The organism is Chryseobacterium sp. G0162 (assembly GCF_003815715.1).
Lineage (GTDB): Bacteria > Bacteroidota > Bacteroidia > Flavobacteriales > Weeksellaceae > Chryseobacterium.
Genome location: NZ_CP033922.1, coordinates 4960770 through 4984066, shown reverse-complemented (window position 1 = coordinate 4984066; position 23297 = coordinate 4960770). Strand labels below are relative to the sequence as shown.

General features: G+C 36.0%; 26 protein-coding genes. 17 read left to right on the top strand and 9 right to left on the bottom strand.

Features of this window, described 5'->3' with window-relative positions; all coding sequences use genetic code 11:
• Positions 1-226 precede the first annotated feature (226 nt).
• From EG344_RS22310 to EG344_RS22300, 3 genes are all read right to left on the bottom strand, one after another.
• The gene (locus EG344_RS22310) at positions 227-1303 is read right to left on the bottom strand and encodes an SDR family oxidoreductase (RefSeq protein ID WP_123911491.1); all 1077 of its coding nucleotides are present in this window, start codon (positions 1301-1303) and stop codon (positions 227-229) included.
• Between the two features lie 86 nt (positions 1304-1389).
• On the bottom strand, positions 1390-1974 hold the full coding sequence (locus EG344_RS22305; protein ID WP_123911490.1) for a Crp/Fnr family transcriptional regulator: 585 nt from the start codon (positions 1972-1974) through the stop codon (positions 1390-1392).
• 48 nt (positions 1975-2022) lie between these two features.
• The gene (locus tag EG344_RS22300; RefSeq protein ID WP_123911489.1) at positions 2023-2478 is read right to left on the bottom strand and encodes a PPC domain-containing DNA-binding protein; all 456 of its coding nucleotides are present in this window, start codon (positions 2476-2478) and stop codon (positions 2023-2025) included.
• 291 nt (positions 2479-2769) lie between these two features.
• On the opposite strand from EG344_RS22300, the gene EG344_RS22295 reads away from it, so the two are divergent.
• On the top strand, positions 2770-3396 hold the full coding sequence (locus EG344_RS22295; protein ID WP_123911488.1) for a chloramphenicol acetyltransferase: 627 nt from the start codon (positions 2770-2772) through the stop codon (positions 3394-3396).
• Positions 3397-3434: 38 nt separating this feature from the next.
• On the opposite strand, the gene EG344_RS22290 is transcribed toward EG344_RS22295, so the two are convergent.
• Positions 3435-4028: a Crp/Fnr family transcriptional regulator gene (locus tag EG344_RS22290; protein WP_123911487.1), complete on the bottom strand. Its 594-nt coding sequence runs from the start codon at positions 4026-4028 to the stop codon at positions 3435-3437.
• A 584-nt stretch (positions 4029-4612) separates the two neighbouring features.
• Here EG344_RS22290 and EG344_RS22285 point away from each other — a divergent pair.
• The gene (locus EG344_RS22285; RefSeq protein WP_123911486.1) at positions 4613-4954 is read left to right on the top strand and encodes a helix-turn-helix transcriptional regulator; all 342 of its coding nucleotides are present in this window, start codon (positions 4613-4615) and stop codon (positions 4952-4954) included.
• A 9-nt stretch (positions 4955-4963) separates the two neighbouring features.
• Here EG344_RS22285 and EG344_RS22280 read toward each other — a convergent pair whose 3' ends face one another.
• Positions 4964-5695, bottom strand: coding sequence for an MBL fold metallo-hydrolase (locus tag EG344_RS22280; protein ID WP_123911876.1), 732 nt, complete (start codon positions 5693-5695; stop codon positions 4964-4966).
• A gap of 80 nt (positions 5696-5775) precedes the next feature.
• Positions 5776-6534 carry an NUDIX hydrolase gene (locus EG344_RS22275; protein WP_317126483.1) on the bottom strand — a complete coding sequence of 253 codons (759 nt, stop codon included), beginning with the start codon at positions 6532-6534 and terminating at the stop codon, positions 5776-5778.
• 223 nt (positions 6535-6757) lie between these two features.
• Here EG344_RS22275 and EG344_RS22270 point away from each other — a divergent pair, with 223 nt between their 5' ends.
• Positions 6758-7942: an MFS transporter gene (locus EG344_RS22270; protein ID WP_123911485.1), complete on the top strand. Its 1185-nt coding sequence runs from the start codon at positions 6758-6760 to the stop codon at positions 7940-7942.
• 256 nt (positions 7943-8198) lie between these two features.
• On the opposite strand, the gene EG344_RS22265 is transcribed toward EG344_RS22270, so the two are convergent.
• On the bottom strand, positions 8199-8576 hold the full coding sequence (locus EG344_RS22265; protein WP_123911484.1) for a winged helix-turn-helix transcriptional regulator: 378 nt from the start codon (positions 8574-8576) through the stop codon (positions 8199-8201).
• 145 nt (positions 8577-8721) lie between these two features.
• Here EG344_RS22265 and EG344_RS22260 point away from each other — a divergent pair, with 145 nt between their 5' ends.
• The 8 genes from EG344_RS22260 to EG344_RS22225 all read left to right on the top strand — a co-directional run bounded on the left by EG344_RS22260 (position 8722) and on the right by EG344_RS22225 (position 15629).
• Positions 8722-9642, top strand: coding sequence for an alpha/beta hydrolase (locus tag EG344_RS22260; RefSeq protein ID WP_123911483.1), 921 nt, complete (start codon positions 8722-8724; stop codon positions 9640-9642).
• Between the two features lie 20 nt (positions 9643-9662).
• Positions 9663-10829: an MFS transporter gene (locus EG344_RS22255; RefSeq protein ID WP_123911482.1), complete on the top strand. Its 1167-nt coding sequence runs from the start codon at positions 9663-9665 to the stop codon at positions 10827-10829.
• A gap of 73 nt (positions 10830-10902) precedes the next feature.
• Positions 10903-11604 carry a DsbA family protein gene (locus EG344_RS22250; RefSeq protein ID WP_123911481.1) on the top strand — a complete coding sequence of 234 codons (702 nt, stop codon included), beginning with the start codon at positions 10903-10905 and terminating at the stop codon, positions 11602-11604.
• Between the two features lie 141 nt (positions 11605-11745).
• Positions 11746-12327 (top strand): nucleosidase, encoded by a 582-nt coding sequence (locus EG344_RS22245; RefSeq protein ID WP_123911480.1) that lies wholly within the window; start codon positions 11746-11748, stop codon positions 12325-12327.
• A 12-nt stretch (positions 12328-12339) separates the two neighbouring features.
• Positions 12340-12861 (top strand): GNAT family N-acetyltransferase, encoded by a 522-nt coding sequence (locus tag EG344_RS22240; protein WP_123911479.1) that lies wholly within the window; start codon positions 12340-12342, stop codon positions 12859-12861.
• Positions 12862-12930: 69 nt separating this feature from the next.
• On the top strand, positions 12931-13509 hold the full coding sequence (locus EG344_RS22235) for a Crp/Fnr family transcriptional regulator (protein ID WP_123911478.1): 579 nt from the start codon (positions 12931-12933) through the stop codon (positions 13507-13509).
• Positions 13510-13656: 147 nt separating this feature from the next.
• On the top strand, positions 13657-14631 hold the full coding sequence (locus EG344_RS22230; RefSeq protein ID WP_123911477.1) for a 3-oxoacyl-[acyl-carrier-protein] synthase III C-terminal domain-containing protein: 975 nt from the start codon (positions 13657-13659) through the stop codon (positions 14629-14631).
• Positions 14632-14819: 188 nt separating this feature from the next.
• Positions 14820-15629 carry an alpha/beta hydrolase gene (locus EG344_RS22225; protein ID WP_123911476.1) on the top strand — a complete coding sequence of 270 codons (810 nt, stop codon included), beginning with the start codon at positions 14820-14822 and terminating at the stop codon, positions 15627-15629.
• 122 nt (positions 15630-15751) lie between these two features.
• On the opposite strand, the gene EG344_RS22220 is transcribed toward EG344_RS22225, so the two are convergent.
• Positions 15752-17239, bottom strand: coding sequence for a PLP-dependent aminotransferase family protein (locus EG344_RS22220; RefSeq protein WP_123911475.1), 1488 nt, complete (start codon positions 17237-17239; stop codon positions 15752-15754).
• A 66-nt stretch (positions 17240-17305) separates the two neighbouring features.
• Between EG344_RS22220 and EG344_RS22215 the strand changes: the two genes are divergently transcribed.
• The 5 genes from EG344_RS22215 to bioA all read left to right on the top strand — a co-directional run bounded on the left by EG344_RS22215 (position 17306) and on the right by bioA (position 22082).
• The gene (locus EG344_RS22215; protein WP_123911474.1) at positions 17306-17929 is read left to right on the top strand and encodes a hypothetical protein; all 624 of its coding nucleotides are present in this window, start codon (positions 17306-17308) and stop codon (positions 17927-17929) included.
• Complete coding sequence (locus EG344_RS22210) at positions 17922-19031, top strand: aminotransferase class I/II-fold pyridoxal phosphate-dependent enzyme (RefSeq protein ID WP_123911473.1); 1110 nt, start codon at positions 17922-17924, stop codon at positions 19029-19031. The genes EG344_RS22215 and EG344_RS22210 overlap by 8 nt, the downstream gene beginning before the upstream one ends.
• Before the next feature lie 54 nt (positions 19032-19085).
• A complete protein-coding gene (gene bioD, locus EG344_RS22205; RefSeq protein ID WP_123911472.1) occupies positions 19086-19697 on the top strand; it encodes a dethiobiotin synthase in 612 nt (203 codons plus the stop codon).
• A complete protein-coding gene (gene bioB, locus EG344_RS22200) occupies positions 19694-20680 on the top strand; it encodes a biotin synthase BioB (protein ID WP_123911471.1) in 987 nt (328 codons plus the stop codon). Before bioD ends, bioB begins: the two co-directional genes overlap by 4 nt.
• Before the next feature lie 112 nt (positions 20681-20792).
• On the top strand, positions 20793-22082 hold the full coding sequence (gene bioA / locus EG344_RS22195; protein WP_123911470.1) for an adenosylmethionine--8-amino-7-oxononanoate transaminase: 1290 nt from the start codon (positions 20793-20795) through the stop codon (positions 22080-22082).
• An 8-nt stretch (positions 22083-22090) separates the two neighbouring features.
• Here the strand turns inward: bioA and EG344_RS22190 are convergent, their stop codons facing one another.
• Complete coding sequence (locus EG344_RS22190; RefSeq protein WP_123855877.1) at positions 22091-22408, bottom strand: winged helix-turn-helix transcriptional regulator; 318 nt, start codon at positions 22406-22408, stop codon at positions 22091-22093.
• Between the two features lie 91 nt (positions 22409-22499).
• Here EG344_RS22190 and EG344_RS22185 point away from each other — a divergent pair, with 91 nt between their 5' ends.
• Entirely contained in the window at positions 22500-23270 is a 771-nt protein-coding gene (locus EG344_RS22185; protein ID WP_123911469.1) for an MBL fold metallo-hydrolase, read from the top strand.
• The last annotated feature ends 27 nt before the right edge of the window (positions 23271-23297 follow it).

Genomic DNA, 23297 nt, shown 5'->3' with positions numbered 1-23297 from the left:
CGATAAACTGTTAATTTTATTATTATTTATTGCTATATCAAAATAAAATTGGGTGAAATGCTTTGTGCTGGAAAATAGAAAAATGTAAAGAAGCTTACATTGTTAGAAATATTTTTAAGCTGTGAATATTTTATTGGTCATAAAGGTTGAATACTGGTTTTATAATTGCAACAAATGCACGAATAAAAATAATTCGTGCAGTCGTAGCGATTGTATTTCCCCGTAATTATGGAATTATATTTTCAGCGCGCAGTCTTTCAAATACTTCGATAAAAGAATCTTCTGTCCTTTTATAGGCAGTGAAGCCCAATTTCCTGCTTTTTGACAGATCACACATCACTTCAAGAGGTCTGCCAAGGTCTAAATCGGTATGCCAAGCCGAAGATAATCTGTCTAAATTTTTCTCTTTCAGACTATACTTCTCAGCAATGACTTTCCAAGTTTTCTGATCGTTTTCCAGCTCTTTTTCCAGCGGTCTTATTGTACCGTTGAAACCTTCTGCTTCTATACCAAACCAATCTGCCAGTCTTTTCCAAAGCCATTTCCATCGGAAAACCTCTCCATTTGTAATATTGAAAGCTTGATTTTTTGCAGTTTCTGTGTTGGAAGCCCAAACTAATTGTTCAGCCAGAATTTTAGCATCTGTGATGTCTGAAATCCCGTTCCATTGTGCTTCAGATCCAGGCCAAATAAATTTCCTTCCTGTTTCTTTACAGATACTGGCATAGACTGCCACGGTTGCAGCAATATTCATTAAGTTGCCAACAGCATATCCTACAACGGTGTGAGGGCGATGAATACTCCATGTAAAACCATCTCTTTCAGACGCTTTATAAATTTCATCTTCCTGAGCATAATAAAAATTGGGAAGCGGAAGTCTTGGATGTTCTTCACGAACAGGTGTTTCCGGTAATCTCCCTTCTTTAACATAAGATTCGAAAGGCCCCAGGTAATGTTTTAATCCGGTAACTAATGCCACATGCTGAACTGATTTCTTAGGAGATACTATATTCAGCAGATTTCGTACAAGCATACTGTTGATCCGAATATTTTCTTCTTCCGTATCATTTCGCATCCAGGTTGTGAAATAAACATGAGTAGGAGAGATGCCCTCCAATGCTTCGATAAGACTATGCTCATCCAACAAATCTGCTTTTACAGGAAGAAGACCTGCAATGCAATTATTGGGATTTCTTGATAGCCCATACGTTTTCCAGCCCTGTGCAATGAGTTCTTCAGCCAGATTACTCCCTGTAATTCCGGTAGCTCCTACTACCAATGCAATATTTTCTGTATTTTCCATGAGTATTGTAAAAATTCTATGGCAAAATTATGATCATATACAGGCGTATACCCTTGATCTGGATCATGCATTTGAGTTGATCTGAATCAAGTATTATTCAGGGAATTCTTTTTACGGATCCTGCTTATGGTTTCAGGAGCCAGTCCAAGATAAGATGCGATGAGATTATGAGGAACCCGTTTAATCATTTCCGGATTTTTATGGGCCAGTTGCAGGTATTTTTCTTCAGCAGTATAACCATTGTACACTATAAGTCTATAATCCTTGGTAACGAGACTGTTTTGGTACAGAATTCTGAAATAACGGTCCATTGCGGGGATCTCCAGCATCATTTCCTCATAGTTTTCCAAGGTAATCATTAATATTTCAGTATCTTCTACCGCATCAATATTTAAAACTGCTTTTTCCTGATGAATAAAACTATTGAAATCGGAGATCCACCAGCCTTCAAAAGCAAACATATTGATATGCTCATTTCCTTTTTCATCAGGAAAATAAGACTTTAACAATCCTTTGCTTACAAATGAAAGACATTTACAAATATCTCCTTCCTGTAGTAGGTATTGTTTTTTCTTCAATTTTTTGACTGTAAAAAAGGACTGAATCAGCTCTTTCTGTTCATCATTAATCTCAACTTTATTCTGAATATGGGACAGTAGCACATCGAACATCCGAAAAATATTTCATCAAAAATACTGCTTTCATAGGTAATTGAAGTTTTATTTTTCAAAATCATAGAAGTTAATTCCGGTTTCCAAATCTTTCGTTTTTACCGTCCGGGTATTTAAAGGATAAAAAATAAACTCTCCGGCTCCATGTACTTTTGCTTCTAAAAGATGCCCCGCTAAAGCTGTATAATCTTCTCTTCCCAAGGTAACATGCAAATGAAGTATGGGTTTTTCCTCTATTACAGAAACATTTCCTGAGATATTGGCAACTTCCATTTGTTCATTGAATGTTTTATCCACATATTTTTTGGTCTTAAAGCTAAAAAACCTAAGTGTTGCTTCACTCACAGCTCCAATTCCGGTAACTTCTCCTGACTGGATATTCTGATGTTGAACAAAGTCTACTAAAGCTTCTACGATATTGGAATGATTCTTAAGGCTGACAATATAAACCTGATCTACCTTTCTTGCTGACCATTGGTTTCCTTTGAAGTTTTGTATTTTCATAATGATGTATATTTAATCTATTGAAAAACGCAAAGGCACAAATCAACAAGCAAGCAAGGTCGTACATCACATTTAATTTCATCACAGATAAAATCCTTGCCGGTTAAAGTACTTACCTGAAAGACTTGCATCTTAGTATTTTCAACAGCTACAATTAATACAACAATCATGCTTTTTACTCATTATTCAATACTACTTACGCTAAGAAATACTCTATTCATTAAAAATTAATATTGTTTTCTCTCATAAAACCGGGAAAAATTCCAGAAATTTGCAGCAAATTAAAAATCAATGAAGATTGTAGACCTCGAGCAATGGAACAGAAAGGAGCATTTTGAATTTTTCTCTCAAATGGCGAGCCCATACTTTGGCTTTACTACGGAAGTAGATTGTACAAAAGCCTATGAAAAAGCTAAAGAAAACGGATATTCTTTCTTTGCTTATTACTATCACAAATCGATGATGGCCGTTAATACGGTTGATGAATTAAAGCTTAGAATTATTGATGGACAGGTTGTTCAGTTTGATACGGTTCATGCCGGAAGTACAATTGGCAGACCGGATGGAACGTTCGGTTTTTCGTTTACTCCTTTTTCAGAGGACTTTGAAACTTTCAATGCCGCTTTACAGGAAGAAATCAAAGGGGTACACCATTCTACAGGGCTTAGATTAAGCAATGAGCGATTGGGTAAAGACCATGTCAGACATACTACCATTCCATGGAATTCATTCAGCGCAATTCTTCATCCAACAAATTTTAACAATGACGAATCAGTACCCAAGATTTCTTTTGGTAAATTCAATATCCGCGATGGCAGAAAATACATGCCAGTTTCTATTGAAGCTCACCACGGGCTGGCAGATGGAATACACATTGCAAAATATCTGGAAGAATTTCAGAGGCAGCTTGATTTATAGAGGAGTCAAAATGTTTTAGAATAAAAAGCAAAAGCTCTTTAATAGTATATTTTCCTTTTTTCAATCTTTAGAACCTTATCTTTTTCCATCTGTTTGATGGTTCTGATTACGGTTTCTACACGAAGCCCCACCAAGGAAGCCAGTTGTTGTCTTGTAAGTGGAATTTGGAAAGAATATTGAGCTTTATCATCATGGTAACTTTTCAGATAATCCAGCAACAACTTTAATTTGGATACGGGATTCTGAAAGGAAAGATTGTAGAACATTATATACTTATAATACATTCTTTCTGCCAGACATTGGTAAATATTCAAAGAGATTTCCGGATTGCTTTGTATAAGATTAAGAAAGCTGGGTTTGGATAACCTGAAAACAGATGAATCTTCTATAGCTACGGCATTCATAGGATAAGGACGTTCTACAAACAAAAGAGATTCTCCAAAACTATGTCCATCAGAGAATATATTCTGAATAAATTCTTTCCCATCCTCAGTATAATTATTAAGCTTTATTTTTCCCTTTTCTATCTGATAATAGTGTAGAGGCAGGTCTTCTTCACGGAAAATGATATCTCCTGCTTTATAATTTTTTATTTCTGCCCCAAATGAAGTTAATAGATTTTCAATGATCATATCTGTGACTTTGTTAATATTTTAAAACCTGTATACCCTCTTTTTTATCAATCAGACGGTAAATTCTGTTCAAAAATTTTCAAATAATAAAGAAACATGTATTTCCATTACTAACCATGGAATAAGATACCATTCACATACCACAAATAATAAGATTTTTCTTTATTTACTTTAAAACTATTGATTCTAATCATAAAAAGTGAAAGTAATAACCTCTTACATTTATAGGCCATTTTAAAAAGTACATAAATAATTAGAAACTGGCTGATAAAAGCAGTTATCATATTTTATTGAAAAACAAACGTGGTATGTATGTGGTACTCTGTTTTAATAGAGTTTTAATCATTTTTTATTTCTTTGCCTACGCAAAATGAATGAAAATGAAGCGGGATGAATTTTTTACCCCAATCATTTCACCAATGTAGGATACAGATTAAAAATATTAAATAAAATTAAAAAGATTTTGAATACATAAAAATAATTCTATTCCAATAACAGCGATCAATAACAAGATTGTAAGAGAAAGATTTTGTACTGGTATGCAAAGGATGCATATCAGAAATGAGTAGAGATGAGAACGTATTATGAAAAATAAAAAACCTGAATCCAACCTGGAAGATTTAAATCAAAAGATTCTTGTACAAGATGAAATTATTGCATTAGCCAAAGCAAATTCTCCCCGTCTGCTGAACAAATTCAGATTGTTCTATCCGGATTTTTTTGAAAAATTATCTGCGATACAGCCTGGCCTTAAAAATTCTGAACTGATCTTTTGTATTTACCTTAAGCTTAATATGACAACAAAGGAAATAGCAACCTATATCTTTGTTACTCCAAAAGCAATACAAAACCGGAAAAACAGACTCCGAAAGAAGCTTTCTATTCCATCTGATTTTGATATCTATAAATGGTTTAATGAAATTTAAACCATTTTTTTAAATTTTAATAACGGCTGTATCCAAATCGTGATAAAGGAGTATTTTCCAATCATTCTCTCTGGCTTCCTTATCCCATAAAAGCCTTAATTCCATTGCTTTTCTGCCATCAAAATCACTTTTGTAAGCCAAATGGTATTTCAAATAGGAAGCTTGTGGAAGATCATCTGCTCCATAAAAAACAGTTTCCTCATGTTCTCTGATCCAGAACACCTGCATAAACGGAGTATGTCCACCAACCACCTCATAGGAAATTTCTTTACTAATCTGACCTTTATCATCATTCATCCAAACAATATTTGGTAACTGAATAAGCTTTTCCAAAATAGTAAAATCAAAAGAAGGATTTCCTTTATTTTCCATCGCAAAATTCAGCTCGCGTTTTTGGATATAGATCTCTGCATTGGGGAATGTAGCTTGATAACCATTTTCTGTTAGCGTTATGGCGCCATCAATATGATCTTTATGAAGGTGGGAGAGAAGGAGTTTTGTAATCTGCTTAGGGTTTACATTTTCTCTTTCTAGAATTTCAGAAATGACTTTTTTACCCGCATCATTCTTCCAGCCAATTCCAGCATCTAAAAGGATATAATCGTTTTCAGTAATGATAAGAAAAGGCTGAACAGACATTTTTATTCCAGAAATGGTATCAAAGTTTTCTTCTGTTAAAAGTGTAAAGTCTTTGGTTTTACTGGCTGAAAAATTGCCTTCTTTGAGTGGAATGATTTTCATGCTGCAAATTTCCTGAATATTTCCAATATTCAAAAGGTTTTTCATCAATAAACATCATCGGCAAAAACAATGGAAGACTTCTACCAGCTGTTCAGCCCGTTTTCCAAAGCCCTTTCATAATTCTCCATATCGAAGGAATAAAGATCAGGAGATCTGTGCGCTCCTACACGTCTTTGTTCATCAAGTTTTTTTAAAACATTCAGATTTTTAATCTTTCTGTAGAAATTTCCTCGGTTGAGTGTTTTACCCAATATCGCTTCATATAGTTTCTGCAGCTCCGGAAGGGTGAATTTTTCCGGCATTAGATTGTAGCCGATTGGTTTGGAAGAGATTTTCTCCCGTAAAGTAAGCAACGCCTTTTCAATAATTTCACGGTGATCCATAGCAAAATCAATTTCAGGTAACTGATGCAAATAGACCCACTCACAGGCTTCACTCACATCATCGGCTACAGGATTAATTTCAGAAGAATTGTAAAGTGCATAATATCCTACCGAAATAAATCTTTGCTTTTGGAAAAGGGTTTCATCAAACTCTTCAAAATAGAGCTGACTTCTGTTTTTTCTCCCAAAAACGCCAAATTCTTCCAGAAATACATCAGTAACCCCAGCTCTGTCTTCCAACACTCTTACGACTGCTTCATCCAAATCTTCATCTCTTCTTACATAGCCTCCCGGCAACAACCATTGTTTTCTGTACTTCATTTTTACCAGCAATACCTTAAGTTCATTTTGGTCAAAGCCAAAAACTACGGGGTCTACTGAAATATGAGGAAGAAAAAGTTCTTTTGCTTCTGCAGATTTCTGTAAGATCTGTTCCCTGGAATCCATATAATCCATAAAAATAAATGTGTGTTCTTACAAATGTAAAGATAAAATCGGAGAATACTTGAAAAAAACTCTTTATTGAAGCAGGTTATAAGGAGAAAATCTATAACACTGACAGGTGAAATCAATTAAAAATATCTGTCTATTTTATGAAAACACTTACCTTTGAGGTCGTTAAAAATATATCGAAAACATAAAGTCATCAGTATATATTTTGTTCAATAAAAATTTTAAGATGCAGGAGAACTCTACCAACAACATTTCCAGAACAGTAGTCTGGCTAATGGCAATCATTTCAGGGCTTGTAGTGGCTAACAATTATTATAACCAACCCTTATTGGCATTGATCTCTGAAGATCTTAACGTTTCTGAAGCTGCTGCCAGCAAAATTTCTGTACTCACCCAGATTGGTTATGCACTCGGATTGTTACTGATTGTACCACTTGGAGATAAGTTTTTTCGTAAAAAATTAATTCTGATCGATTTATTTCTTGTTTTTGGTTCCTTGTTATGGATGACCTTTGCCAATCAGCTGTGGATGCTATATGCTGCCAGTTTATTGATTGGAGCTACTTCGGTTATTCCTCAGCTGTTTGTACCTATTGCAGCAGAACTTTCCTCAGATAAAGAGAAATCGGCTAATATCGGATTGGTAATGTCCGGACTTTTATTAGGAATTCTCCTTTCCCGTTTCATTGGTGGAATTGTAGGGGAAGTATGGGGCTGGAGAGCCATGTTTGGAATTGCTGCAGGATTAATGATTGTAGTTTGGCTGGCCGTTTACAAAATGCTTCCTGAAGTATCTCCCAATTTCAAAGGTACTTACAGAGAATTAATGCGTTCCGTAGCCCATCTTGCTAAAACCCAACCTATTCTTCAACTGGCATCTTTCCGGGGTGCTATGGCTTTCGGATCGATGTGCGCTTTATTTACCACACTGGTTTTCCATATGGAGAAACCTCCTTTTAATGCTGGTTCATCCGTAGTAGGAAGTTTTGGGCTGGCTGGAGCTGTGGGTGCTTTAGCAGCAGCAAAGGTTGGTAAGTTACAAAAATACCTGGACATTAACCGTATCATATTATATTCGCTACTGATTCTGATAGGAAGCTGGGGATTCACTTATTTTGGAGGGGAAACCTACTGGGGCTTAATTGTGGGAGTAATACTCGTAGACCTTGGAGTACAATCCAGTCATATTATGAACCAGACCAATTATTTTTTAATTAAATCCAATGCGGTGAACAGGCTGAATACTGTTTATATGGTTTCTTATTTCATTGGTGGTTCGCTGGGAACATGGCTGGCTTCCGTTGCCTGGCAGAAAGCGCAATGGACGGGCGTTTGTATCGTAGGAACGGCATTTGGAGTTCTTGCACTGATTGCCCATGTCTTGTTTTGTAATAAAGTCAATAAATCTTAATCCTTATTTGTTGGAATACATCACAAAATCTTATTCTGATTACAAACATTTTTAATGATTCAATTGTAAGCTTGGAAAATACTTCAAAGTGATTTTCTGTTTTTTTATTATATGTGCCCTTTGTAGTGAACAATAAACTTCTTATTTTTAAACCGCAAAGGGCATAGATTTTTATACATACTCAAAAATCATTCGTGCATTCGTGGCTATAAAATATTTTCAAGTTTTCAGTTTTGTTATCTACTTTTACAACTGATTATTCTTTACAGTCTTCCTGCTCTTCAATAAGTTTTCGGTGTTTTCCGCCCCAATTATTCAGGGTATCCCATATAGGAATCAACTCTCTGGCAATATCAGTAAGCTCATAATCAACTCTTGGCGGAACTTCCGCATATACTGTTCTCTTGAGCAGTCCATCTTTTTCAAGTTCTTTCAGCTGAAGGGTAAGCATCCTTTCCGTAATTCCGGGAATAGCTCTTTTAAGCTCACTGAAACGCAATTTTTCATCTTTTAATTTACTCAGAATAAACAGTTTCCATCTTCCGCCAATCTTACAAACGGCATAACTTAAATCACACTCCTGAATGTATTGCCTGTTGATATTATTCGTTGAACTTTCTTTTATCTTTCCCATTACTTACAAATTTGTTAGTACCATACAATGATATCCGTATAGTGCAAATGTAAGGTATCAGGCCTAAATTTGTTCCATAAAAGCAGATAAATAACAATAGCGCTACTGTTCACTGCAAAACAATATTAACTTAAATTAAAACAAAATGCAGTTAACACCTAAAATCAATCAGATTTTAACCCATTTAGAAAAAATACAGTCTTTTAATCCCCAAAATCCATTGGATGATACCCGAAAATACCTTGAAGCTATGTCTTTACAGCTTAGCGCTAAAAAAGAAGCCATTGCAATGATTGAAGAGCTGAATATTCCAGGAGAAAATCATCAGATTCCGGTCAGAATTTACCGTCCAAAAGGAAAAACCGTTGAAAAATCATCAGCTATAATTTATATCCATGGCGGATGGTTTATCGCCGGTGGTTTTGAAACCCATGATGCCGTTGTTCGTAAACTAGCCAATAGAACAGAATCTGTTGTCATTTTTATAGATTATCGCCTCGCTCCGGAACATCCTTTTCCCGCAGGTTTAAATGATTGTCTTGATACGGTACAATGGGTTGTAGAAAATGCAGATTCTTTAGGAATTGATCAGAACCAGATTGGAATTATTGGCGACAGTGCCGGAGGTGCATTATCAACCGCAGTTTCTACTCAGATTGGAGAACGGTTTAAGTTTCAGGTTTTGATTTATCCTGCTGTGGATAATCAGCTTAATACAAAAACCTGGGACACTTATGAAAACGGACCGGTACTTAATAAACAAGGTGGAGTAGACGCCTGGAATTGGTATCTTCCCAAAGAAGAAAGTAATAATCCGTTGGCAATTCCTGTTTTAATAAAGGATTTCAAAAATACCCCACCAACACTTATCATGATCGCAGAACATGATCCTTTGGCTGATGATGCTAGAAATCTTTCTGAAAACATGAAAAATGCAGGAGTATCTCTTACCACAAGCTTTTATAAAGATATGGTTCACGGATTTATGCATATGGGAGAAATTTTGGAAGAAACCCAGCTGGCCATCAATGAAATGGGAAGTTTTGCACAACAGCATTTTAAATAAATCAACCTACAGAAATAGCCATGAAAAAGTATGCCTATATTGGATGTTTAGGGTTTGTTGCTGTTATTACTACAGAGTTTGGGATCATTGGGATCCTGCCACAGCTTGCAGCGTATTACAAGATCAGTATCGATAAAGCAGGATATCTTTTAAGTGCTTTTGCTTTGATTATTGCTCTTACAGGACCTTTTATGACTTTATTTACCTCAGGAATTGACCGCAAGAAGATCATGGCAGCAGCTATCTTTATGTTTCTGTTCACCGGGATTGTTTCTTCTTTTTCACCACCATTTTGGTTACTGATGGTCGTGAGAATTCTTCCTGCATTTTTACAGCCCGTATATATTGCAACCGCATTGTCTGTAGCGGTATCCGAAGCCGATCACACTAAGAAAAATGAAATGATGAGCATTGTTTTCAGTGGTGTGGCTATAGCAATGGTTACTACGGTTCCTTTTGCTACCTGGATTTCAGCACTTTATTCGTGGGAATATTCATTTATGATACAGGCAGTCGTGAGTTTGGTTGCGTTGGGGACCATTTATTTTCTTCTTCCATCAATGCCTGTCAAGGAGAAAAAGTCATATGGAAGCCAGATCAGCATTTTAAAACAGCCCCCGTTTATTTTAAGTACACTCACTAATTTTTTTATGATTACAGCCTGGTTTTCCACCTATAGCTATTTTGCAGATTACCTGGGTAAAGCTAAGGGAATGGATACCACCATGGTAAGTTATATGTTATTTTTATTTGGAGTTATAGGCATTATTGCCAACAGGATGGCGGGTAAAATGCTTAATAAAAATATAACAGCAACATTGGCGTTTTTTCTTTCCGGGACAGTATTAATTCCTGTATTATTATTTGTTTCGGATGGAAATTTATGGGCTACTATTATTGTCATCGCAGTTTGGGGATTCCTATATTCACCAAGTTTCCTGAATGCTTCTACCTATATGATCTCTGCAGCACCTGATGCTTTGGAATTTGCCAATAGTCTCGCCACTTCTTTCGGTAATCTGGGAGTTACTTTAGGAACGACTATTGGAGGATGGATCATTATCACCCAAGGAGTAGCGTACACACCTTGGATAGGTTTTGTATTTGGGATTCTTGCGTTCCTTATGATGGTATTGAGAAGTATATTTGAAAAGAAGAGACCACTTCTTCAAAGTTGTCCGGAATAAATGTAACAAATTTTATTACATTAAAATAAATTCGTATCTTTGTTATACTCAATTCGAATTAAAATTAAATAGAATGAAAATAGAAATCTGGTCGGACGTGATGTGTCCGTTTTGCTATATCGGGAAAAATAACTTTGAACAGGCCTTGGAAAAATTGCCATTTAAAGATGAAGTGGAAGTAGAGTGGAAGAGCTTTCAGCTTGACCCAACTTTAGATTCTGATAAGACTCAAAATACGATTCAATATTTTAGAGAAAAAAAAGGAGTTCAGGAAGCTCAGGCTAACCAAATGCTGGCTCAGGTTACGCAAATGGGAAAAGGAGCCGGAATTGATTTCAATTTTGAAAAAGCATTAATTACCAATACATTCAGTGCTCACAGACTTCTTCATTTGGCTAAAAAGCATAACAAATCCAATGAAATGGAAGAAGCATTATTTATCGCTCATTTTATTGATGGCAAAAATGTAGGAGATCCTGAGGTATTGATTTCCCTTGCTGAAAACCTGGGCATTGATAAAGAAGAAGCCAGAGAAGCCATTACTTCTGACCAATTGGATTATGAAGTAAATCAGGATATTATGGAAGCAAGAAACAATGGAGTTTCCGGAGTTCCTTTCTTTGTTTTGAACGGAAAATATGCCGTTTCCGGAGCACAGCCTGTAGAAGTATTTGAAAATGCATTGCAGCAGACTTATAAAGAGACGGTAAGTCCTTTTAAAGATCTTTCAGGAAGTAACGGTGCTTCCTGTGATACAGATGGATGCAGCATTTAATCATATAAACCCCAAGCTATTTTAGTTTGGGGTTTTATTTTTATTATAATCTTGTGAAAGGCTATTTATTTTAATGCAAAAGATTAAGAAACTTTATAATGATTTGTATCTTTGTAAAACAGTATAAATCTATATTTTTCAATGATTAAAATTAATAATGAATTTCATTTTCCTATTGCAGACAGTCTTTTTGTTTTTGCACTGGATTCTGAAGCAGGAACGGTATTTGACGGGAAAAATAAATTAATAACAGGCATCGGGAAAGTAAATGCAGCGATAGAATTGACAAAGGAAATTCACCTTAGAAAACCTAAATTAATTGTGAATCTGGGGTCTGCAGGAAGTAAGGGTTTTCATAAAGGAGAAGTGGTTTGCTGTACCAAGTTTATCCAGAGAGATATGGATGTGAGAGGCCTAGGTTTTAAACTGTATGAAACCCCATTATCCGGGGTTCCGCCTGTTTTGGAATATGGTCTTAAAATGGACACTTTAAAAGAAGGAATCTGCGGAAGTGGTGACAGCTTTGAAATGAACCATTCTGAAACGGATTATAATATTGTAGATATGGAAGCCTATCCTTTAGCATTAATTGCACAAAAAGAAAACATTCCATTTCTATGTTTAAAGTATATTTCTGATGATGCGGGAAGTGATGCTGCCGATGATTGGAGTGTACAGGTACATCTGGCATCTGAAGCATTCAGAAAAATATTATTTTCATAAAACTTTTTAAAAATGGCCTCAATTATCATCAATAAAGCCTCTGCGGAAGATATGGATATTATCCAGAAGCTTGGTGTCCAGACATTTTCTGAAACGTTTTCAGAAAACAATACGGAAGAAGCCATGGAAAAATATCTTAAAGAAAGCTTCAATATTGAAAAAATAACTTCTGAACTTAAGAATCCTGATTCTCATTTTTATATTGCCTGGGAAGAAGATGATCCGGTAGGTTATCTGAAAGTGAATTCCGGTAAAGCACAGACCGAATTACAGGATGATACCAGCCTTGAAATTGAACGGATCTATGTAAAGAAAAGTCATCATGGTAAGAAAATTGGGCAGCTCCTTTACGATCAGGCATTGAAAACCGCTCAACATCTCAAAAAATCATATCTGTGGCTGGGAGTCTGGGAAGAAAACCTGAAAGCCTTACATTTCTACAAAAAGAACGGTTTTGTTGAGTTTGATAAACACATTTTCAGGCTTGGAGATGATGAACAAACAGATCTGATGATGAAGAAAACTCTGGAGTAAAAGTTTCTATACATACTCTAAAGTGCTTTGCTAGCCTTCCTGTAACCAACATGTTATTTCTTTGATACAATGAACAATTCAGAATTCCTACATCAAATCAATACCTATTATCCATTATCAGAGGAAACAACCAAAGCCTTAGTGGAAATCTGCAGTGAGGAAAATTTTCAAAAAAATGAACTTCTTCTGGAATCCGGGAGTATGGCCAGATATTATTATTTCGTTAAATCCGGTTTAATAGGGTACTACACAACAGATGAAGAAGGAAATAATATCTATAAGATCTTTTTTGAGGAAAACAGTTTTGTAGCTTCCACTTCTGCCATTATTAAAAATGAACCCAGTGATTTCAGCATCATTGCCCTTGAAGACTGTTCCGTTATTAAATATCCGGTTAAAACTTTTCGCGAACTAGTGGAAAAGCATCATGATCTTGCGTTATTTCAAATTAGATATCTGGAAAAGAACTGGGTGGTAAAAAAGGAGCCGCTTGAAGTTTCCTTGAAATTTGAAACCGCAAAACAACGGTATATACTATTGCTTGAAAATAAATCTCTGCATGATAGACTAAAGCAACATCATATAGCTTCCTATTTAGGAATAACTCCTACACAATTGAGCCGTATAAAAAAGGAAATCAACAAATAATTTTATCAACTTTCATAGTTATATCTTAGATATAATCTTTTACTAATAGAATAATTTTTCTTAATACAGCTTTTGTATGGTATATTTTATTAATTTTACATTAAATCCCTATAGTGGGAAATAAATGAATTTAATAAAACCAAAATCATGAAATTAGGTCACACTTATTTTTATCATCCGGAACATGCGGAAACCAATGAGTTTGTTATTGAACAATTTGAACAGAAAAATGTGTCTATGCAAAAAATTCAAAATGCATTAGGGCGAAGCAATCGATTTATTGCAACTGAAGATTCGGAAGAGACAACATTATCTATGGGAATACATGCAGCAAAGGGAGCCCTCAGAGAAAGCAATACTTCCATTTTGGATATTGATATTATTGTATTTGTAACCAGCACTTCAGAACATCTCATCCCCTGTGATGCGATCAAGATTCATCAGGCATTACAGGGAAAGGCGAATACACTGTGTTATGATATCAATGTCAATTGTATCGGAGCTTTTGTAGCCTTGGACCAGATTACAAAATATCTATCGGTATCTGATACAGCTCAAAAAGCATTGATAATATGTTCTGAGAAATTATCAAGTATATTGGACTCTGAGAATCCTGTAACAGCATTTTGTTTTTCTGATTCATCTTTTGCTTTTATTGTAGAAAAAGATGATTCTACTTCAGGATTAATGGATGTTCTTTACCATACAGACAGTAGTATTTGTAATACGGTATTGTTTCCTCCTAAAGGATATTCTTGTTACCATCCGAATGATGTTACTTTATGGGATAATAGCTTCGATGGAAGTGGTAGTGTCAATTTTGCACTGAATGATATGAACGGTTTTTTAGAACGTAATCATTTAAATATTGAAAAAATCGACCTGTTTTTATTTTCTCAATTTTCATTAAAAAACATCAATATTATTGGTGAACATTTTAATTTACCGCCAGAAAAAATTCCGTTCTATTCAAGAGAAGTAGGGTATACCGGCTCTTCCAGTCCATTTCTGGCTTTGCATCAATATCAAAAGAATGTAAGAAAACTCCAGCAAGGAGAACATATTCTGATTTGGACATTGGGGGCAGGCTATCAGGCAGGATTAATGCTATGGAAATACTAATTCCAGCAATAGTATAAGAAATCAATTGACAAAAGCTTCAACATTTGTTGAGGCTTTTCCTTTTTTTCCGGTGCAACTTTGTATTGTTATAAGATCACACGGATGCATTGATTATGTAAACAAAAAATCTTAAATTTAGGTAACATGTATCTGATGGTCAGTCATTATTAATTAAATATTTTTAAAGCATGAAAAAGTTAATCAACATTGTTGTTGTTCTGACTGCCTTTGCACAGTTTTCAGCACAGAAGATCATTCATCAGGAAGTTTTCAGTCCTAAGATGAATAAAAAGATCAAAACGATCATCATCACTCCAAACGTACAACCCAATACAACATATCCATCGGTATATATTCTTCATGGTTTCAGTGGTAATCCAGACAGAATACTAAAGGAAGATATTCCAGATATCGTTAAGAAAGCTCAGGAGTATAAAACCATTTATATATTACCTGACGGAAATTACAGTTCCTGGTATGTAGACAGTCCGATCATTAAAGACTCCCAGTACCAAACCTTTATCGGAAAAGAATTGGTTGATTTTATTGACAAAAATTATCCGGTAAAAGCTGAAAAGAGATTTAGGGGAATTTTGGGATGGAGTATGGGCGGTTATGGAGCTACAAATATTGGGGTCACCTATAACAAGACATTTGGAATTGTAGGAAGTTCATGTGGCGCTTTAGATTTTAATGCTTTTGGAGAAGGCTATAATAAATATATGGTTAATAAAGTAATAGGACCATTGGAATCTATAAACTCTAATTTCTTTACAGACAACAAGATTAAATTAATGGCTACAGCCGGACAACGTTATATTTTCGACTGTGGAACGGAAGATATTCAGATGATCGGACAAAACAGAAAATTCCATGCAAAACTTACTGAACAAAAGATACAACACCTGTATACAGAATCCCTAGGAGCTCACGATAATCAATACTGGAGCCGCTCACTTTCTGAACAATTAACCCTGTTTGATAAATACTTCAAATAGTACAGATCACGAACACTTCTTGCTACAGGACTTATTATTTATTTAAAACCGAAAGAAGAAGAAACTTCATATCAACAATAAATAAATACCAAGCCTCTATCATTGTAGAGGCTTTTTTATCTTTATCTAAAATGGAGGATATTCTGGGAAAGGATCTCTATACTTTTATCCATCTCCTCAAAACTCAGATCTCCAAAGCCCAGCCTCATCGCGGTAAGATTTTTATTCTGATAAAGCAGGGTTTTAGGAATAAAAAGATTATCCTGAGCACATTTCCGGCTCAGTTGCATCAGATTAATCGGAATATTCCATTCCATCCAGATGGCGAGACCTCCGGAAGGTTTTTCAAAAGCAATCACATCACCAAGGTTTTCTTGGAGCAAAACACTGAAATAATCCCGCCTTTCCTGATAAACTTTTAAGGATTTTTTCAGATAACGGTTGATTTCTCCTTCTTCAATCATTTCGCCCAGTGTTCTTTCCATCAGAATATCACCTTGGCGGTCAATAATTCCAAGGTGTTTCCGCATTTCCACCATCAGATTTTCAGGAGCTACAATAAATCCGGTTCTGAATCCCGGCGCCAATGATTTCCCGAAAGATCCTATATAGATCACCATTCCGTTTGTATCAGCACTTGCCAAAGGTAAGATTGGACTTTTATCATAATGAAATTCATAATCATAGTCGTCTTCGAGAATAACAAATCCATATTCATTCGCTAAGTCCAGCAGTTCCAGCCTTCGTTGCGCACTTAAAGCTACAGTAGTAGGATAGTGATGGTGTGGAGTAAGATACAACATCCTTATTTTCTTCTTATGACAAGCTTCCCTTACACTTTCTACGATAATTCCATCTTCATCAATCGGAAGTGTGACAATATTTACTCCTGCTTTCTGGAAAATCATATTCACTGAGAAATAACTCAGATCTCCAACCAGTACGGTATCACCTGGAGACAAAAGAATTTCGGAAACAATATAAATACTCATTTCCGTACTTCGGGTAATCAGAAGGTTGTTCTTAGAAATGGGTAATCCACGGGATAAGTTGAGATACCTTGACAAATGTTCTTTAAAAAATTCACTTCCGTCATGATTATAATGTCCAAGTCCTTTTTGGCTAGACTTTCTCTTAAGAATAGAACTATAATATCGTGAATGTTGCCCGATTTGGGTAAGTCTGATATCCGGAACCCCATCATTAAAAACATATTCACAATCCGAATGTTCAAAAGGGTTATCCAGAATATTGGAAGTCTTAAAAGTAAAGCCTGTCAATTGAGGATAGTTCTGAAGACTATTATCCTCAAAATCTTTTACTTTTACGGGTTTTTCCTGGTCTTTCCCGATGACAAAAGTTCCTTTGTTAGGAAAACTTTCCACCCAGCCTTGTGCAGACAGTTCATCATATACTGCCACGGCCGTATTTCGATGCACATCCAGTATTTCACTAAAAGCTCTGGTTCCGGGAAGTTTTGTACCAAAAGGCAAAAAACCTCTTTGAATCGCATTCACCAATTGATTAGCTATTTGTAAATAGATAGAAGTCTCTGATTTTCTATCTATTTTAATAAAACTTTCATAAGGAATCTTAACCGGACTATCCATAATATAAAAACTGGCACCATAGAACCATCCGGCAATATACTACTTTTGACATCAAAATAAAAATCTATGGAATTTCATCAACTCCTCAAAAAAATAGTACTGGATGGCAGTACCCATGCCAAATGGCTGAATACCCTTTCCTTTATGGAAAATGCCGGTGCAAGAAAAATATCAAAATGTGAACATCCGGTAATGGTTACCCTAATTCAGCTGAAACATGCTGCTGAAGAACATCGCCATGCTTATTATCTTAAAAAACAGATCGGAAAAATAGATCCGGAACTTTGCAAAACTTATGAAAATAGAGAGCTGCTAGCTCCCACAGCAACAAGACAATATCTGCATTCATTGGATATTAAAGCCTGCAGATATCTTCAGGGTGTTTTCCGGCTTACAAAAGAAGAACTGAAATATGCTGCTTATCTCTTTGTTACTTATGCTATTGAAGTTCGAGCTGATGAGCTTTATCCGGTTTATCAGGAAATCCTGACAGAAGAATCTTCAAAAATAATGGTAAAATCTATTATCCTGGAAGAAGAAGGTCACCTCGAAGAAATGATTCATCAGCTTAATGAATTCTCTGAAGACTGGCAATTGCATGCAGATCATATTCTGGAAATAGAAAATGACCTGCACCAGCAATGGATTAATGCTATTACGGAAGAAGTAGCTCAATTGAATTATGCTTAAAAACATCAATCGCTTTCAGGAGGAACTCTACAAAAGAGAACAGAACGGAACATTAAGAACTTTAAAGCCAAAAGCTGAAGGGATTGATTTCTACTCTAACGATTATTTGGGATTAGCAAAAAATAAGGAACTCCAAAAGATAATATTGGAGAAAATCAATGAATGTCCTCAATTGCTTTCAGGAAGTACAGGCTCCAGATTGATTAGCGGAAACAGCGGAATAACAGATTTTACAGAGCGTTTTATCGCTGAAAAACATCAGTTTCCTTCTGCATTGCTTTTTCCTTCCGGTTATAATGCCAATTTAGCGTTGTTTTCAACGCTTCCCAACCGTCATGATATGATTATTGTGGATGAACAGATTCATCGTTCCGTACATGACGCTTGTAAAATGTCAAATGCTCGAAAATTAAAATTCAGGCATAATGATCCGGAACACCTGGAAAGCATTTTAAAAAAACAGGAAGGACATTGTTATATCGCTATTGAAAGCCTTTACTCCATGGAAGGAGATATTGCCCCTATCAAAGAGATCGCTGCACTGGCAAAGAAATATGAAGCCGGTTTAATCGTTGATGAAGCTCATGCTTTTGGAGTTTTTGGATATGGATTGGTAGAAAGATATGGCTTAAAGGATCAGGTTACAGCCAATGTAATCACTTATGGCAAAGCATTGGGTGCTCATGGTGCTGCCATCCTTTGCAATGACACTTTAAAGTCTTATCTGGTTAATTTTGCATCTCCCTTTATTTATACTACTTCCGCACAGGATTTCCAATGGATGAGGATCAAAACAGGATATGATTTTTTAGAAAATAATCAGCAGTTATCCATACGCCTTCAGGAAAATATAAAAACATTCCGGAGCCAGGGATTAGCATCTCCATCTTCTGTAATAAGTCCGGTTCAGGCCATTATCATTCCCGATAATCAGAAACTAAAGTCTTTACAGAAAGAACTATCAGATGAAGGATTCTTAACCTATGCCATATACAGCCCAACGGTAAAAGAAGGAAGTGAAAGACTCCGGATCTGTCTCCACAGCTTCAATACAGAAGAGGAGATCATCAAACTCACAGGAATTATCAAAGATTTCATGTAAAGAAATTTATAAAATATTGTTTTACACTTCGTATTACAAAACCCTAGAAACCTAATGAAACTATTTATAACAGGAATAGGAACCGAAATTGGAAAAACCGTCTGTTCCGCCATTTTAGTGCAATATTTCAAAGCTGATTACTGGAAGCCCATACAATCAGGAGATCTGCATTATTCAGACAGTCATAAAATTGAAATCTGGACAGACCATACATTCTGCCATCCTGAAACGTACCGCCTACAATTGGCTGCTTCTCCACACCAATCCGCAAGAGAAGAAAACATACAAATCAATCTTGATACGTTCCAATTGCCGGAAACTCAAAATTCTTTAATCGTAGAAGGAGCAGGAGGACTTATGGTTCCGCTTTCAGATGATACTTTTATGATTGATCTGATTGAAAAGTTAAAACTTCCCGCTGCATTGGTTGTGAGAAACTATTTAGGTTGTATCAATCATACCTTACTATCAATAATAGCCCTAAAGCAAAGAAATATCCCACTGGAATACCTGGTTTTCAACGGAGATTTTCCAGAAGATACAGAAAGAGTAATCTCTAATTCCATCACAGAAGAAACAAAAATTATCAAAATTCCTGAAATCGAAAGTACGGATAAGGAACATATTACAACGACTGCAAAACAATTAAAAATAACAAAACTATGATAATGGATAGAACAACAATCAGAAACAACTGGACTAAAGAAGAAATAGAAGAAATTTATCATTTACCGCTTATGGAACTTATTTATAAAGCGGCAACCGTACACCGTGAATGGCATGATCCATCCGAAGTACAGATCTCCACTTTATTATCAATCAAAACCGGAGGCTGTCCCGAAGATTGTTCATACTGTGGACAAGCAGCGCGTTATCATACGAATATCAAAGTACAAGCTTTGTTACCTACTGAAACGGTAATTGCTCATGCTCAAAAAGCAAAAGACAGCGGCTCATCCCGTTTCTGTATGGCTGCTGCATGGCGTGAGGTACGTAACAACCGTGATTTTGACAGGGTTATCGATATGGTAAAAGGAGTAAATGAACTTGGCCTGGAGGTGTGCTGTACACTGGGAATGTTGACTGAAGAACAGGCTATAAGGCTTCAGGAAGCAGGATTATATGCTTACAATCACAATCTTGATACTTCTGAGCAGTATTATGAAGAAATCATTTCCACCAGAACATTTGATAATAGAATTAATACGATCAATAATGTTCGAAAAGCAGGAATCACGGTATGTTCAGGAGGAATCATCGGACTTGGAGAAACACACAGAGATAGAATTTCCATGTTACTCACTTTAGCAACAATGCCTAAACATCCGGAATCAGTTCCTATCAATGCATTGGCTAGAGTAGAAGGAACTCCGTTGGAAGATAACGAGAAAGTGGATACATGGGAAATGGTAAGAATGATTGCCACCGCAAGGATTGTAATGCCTTCTTCTATGGTAAGGTTGAGTGCAGGACGTATTGAGATGACCGAAACAGAACAGGCATGGTGCTTCATGGCAGGGGCAAACTCTATCTTCACAGGAGAAAGAGAAACATTACTGGTAACTCCTAATCCCGGAGTTTCTGAAGACATGCAAATGCTGGAAACCCTGGGGTTAAAACCAATGATGAAAAAAGAAACCTGCTGTTAAACAATTATAAAGAGATGTTAGAGTTTCTGGGTTTTAATACACAGCATTTTCTATAGAGCCCTTGCAAACGTTGTATTAAAAACAGAAACTCTTATCTCAAAATCATCAATATATGGATACAATAACACCAACAAACCTCCAACAAAGAGATAAAGCCGTCAACTGGCATCCTTATACGCAAATGAAGTCTGCTGACAATATCATTCCTATTGTAAGTGGAAAGGGTCTTTATCTTTATGACAATGAAGGTAAAAAATATATGGATGTGGTTTCTTCATGGTGGGTAACCCTGCATGGACATTCACATCCTTATATTGCTCAACGCCTATTTGAACAACTTAATACCTTGGAACAGGTTATTTTTGCCGGATTTACCCATGAGCCCGCTACTCAGCTTTCAGAGAATTTATTGAAGCTTTTACCTGACAATCAGAAAAAAGTGTTCTATTCTGACAATGGATCTACCGCTGTGGAAGTAGCTTTGAAAATGTGTATTCAATATGCCCACAATCAGGGAAAAGAAAAAACCAAAATCCTTGCTTTTAAAAATGCCTACCACGGTGATACCTTCGGAGCAATGTCTGTAAGTGGAAAAAGCTATTGGACGAAACCTTTTGAAAGCAGACTGTTTGAAGTAGTTTTCATTGATACTCCTACTCCAGAAAACCTGCAAAATTTACAATCACAAATTGAAGCTATTGCTGATGAGGTAGCTTGTTTTATTTATGAACCTTTAGTTCAGGGGGCAGCAGGAATGCTTATGTATAATGCAGAAGATCTTAATACCCTGATGAAATTCTGCAGAGAACAGAAAATTCTGATGATTCAGGATGAGGTTTTTACAGGGTTCGGAAGAACCGGGGAGCTTTTCGCGGCCAATTATCTTACCGAACAACCGGATATCATGTGTTTTTCAAAAGGACTGACTGGGGGAACCATGCCTATGGGAATTACAACATCTTCCAAAGCAATTTATGATGCTTTCTGGTCTGATGACAAACATAAAACTTTATTCCATGGACATTCATTTACAGCCAATCCTTTAGCCTGTACCGCAGCTTTGGCCAGTATGGAATTATTACTAAAAAAAGAAACCCTAATGAATATTAAACGTATCTCCCAACAGCATTCAGCGTTTGTAAAAGTTTTGACTGAACATCCTAAGGTTGAAAATGCCCGCCAGATCGGAACTATTTTGGCCTTTGATTTTAAAACCGGACAGGGAACTTCTTATTTTAATGAAATCGGAAAAAAACTTTATAATGAGTTTTTACAAAGGGAAATTATCATGCGGCCTTTAGGAAATGTTCTTTATCTGGTGCCTCCTTATTGTATTTCTACTGAAGAACTTGATACAGTCTACCACAATATTCTTGAAGTTTTGGATCTGTTTAAAGACTAAAAGCCATTCTAAGAATTTAATTCATTTCCCCAGGCATGAAGCTCGAAAAGGATAGGCCCCAGCTTTTGCCCTTTCTCTGTCAGTTGATAATAGACTTCCGGAGGAAAATTATACACTTCAATCCGTTGAACAATATGATCTTCCTCCAGTTGTTTAAGCTGTTCTGCAAGAACTTTTTTGGATACTCTTGGCATATTCCGCCATAATTCCACAAAACGGACCTGATTTTCTTCAAAAAGATTATGGAGGATTAATGGTTTCCATTTTCCCGAAAGAATATTCAGACTTCTTCTCAGTCCACAGTTTTTAAACTCTTCAAAATTCATAGGTTACTTAGATGTAAATGAATAACCTTTTGGTAACCTTCGATTGTTTTGCCTGAGTTAACCAATAGATTTGCTTTACAAACTTAAGCAAATGAAATTACAATTATGGCGCAATGCAACATTGCTATTGACTATTGGTGACCTCTCCATTCTGGTTGATCCGATGCTTGGAAAAAAAGGTTCTTTGGGAAAATTCCCAATGACAGATAATGAATTACTGAACCCTTTGCTGGATCTTCCTTTCAGCCGGGAAGATTTAATCAAAAAGCTACAGATGGTAGATGCAGTTGCCATTACTCATTTACATCCGGATCATTGGGATTCTGCAGCCATAGAGATGATTGATAAACAAACAGTAATTCTCTGTCCTTCTGTGATTTTAGATCAGATCGAAAAACAGGGTTTTCAGAATGTTATCGCAGTCAACGAGCAACTTCTCTGGAACAATATTGATATCTCCTTAACAAAAGGACAACATGGAACCGGAGAAATTGGTGATAAAATGGGAGTAGTCAACGGATTTGTTCTTAAAAAAGACAATCAATCCGTTTATATTGTGGGAGACAGTATCTGGTATGATGGTATCGCAAAAGAAATTGAAAAACACGAGCCCAGGCATATTATTGTAGCAGGAGGAGCCGCTACATTTTCTGTAGGAGATCCTATTATTATGACTAGTGAAGACATTTTCAAAGTCTGCGAACATGCTCCGGAAGCAAAAGTTTGGGTAACCCATTTGGAAGCTGTAAGCCACTGCAAAGAGGACAGGGCATTTATTCAGGAAAAGATTTATGAAAAAGAATATGAAAATCAATGCTTCATTCCTGAAGATGGTGAAGAAATAAATTTGTCCATTTATTAGAATAATCTGATTACAGGAGAAAGTATT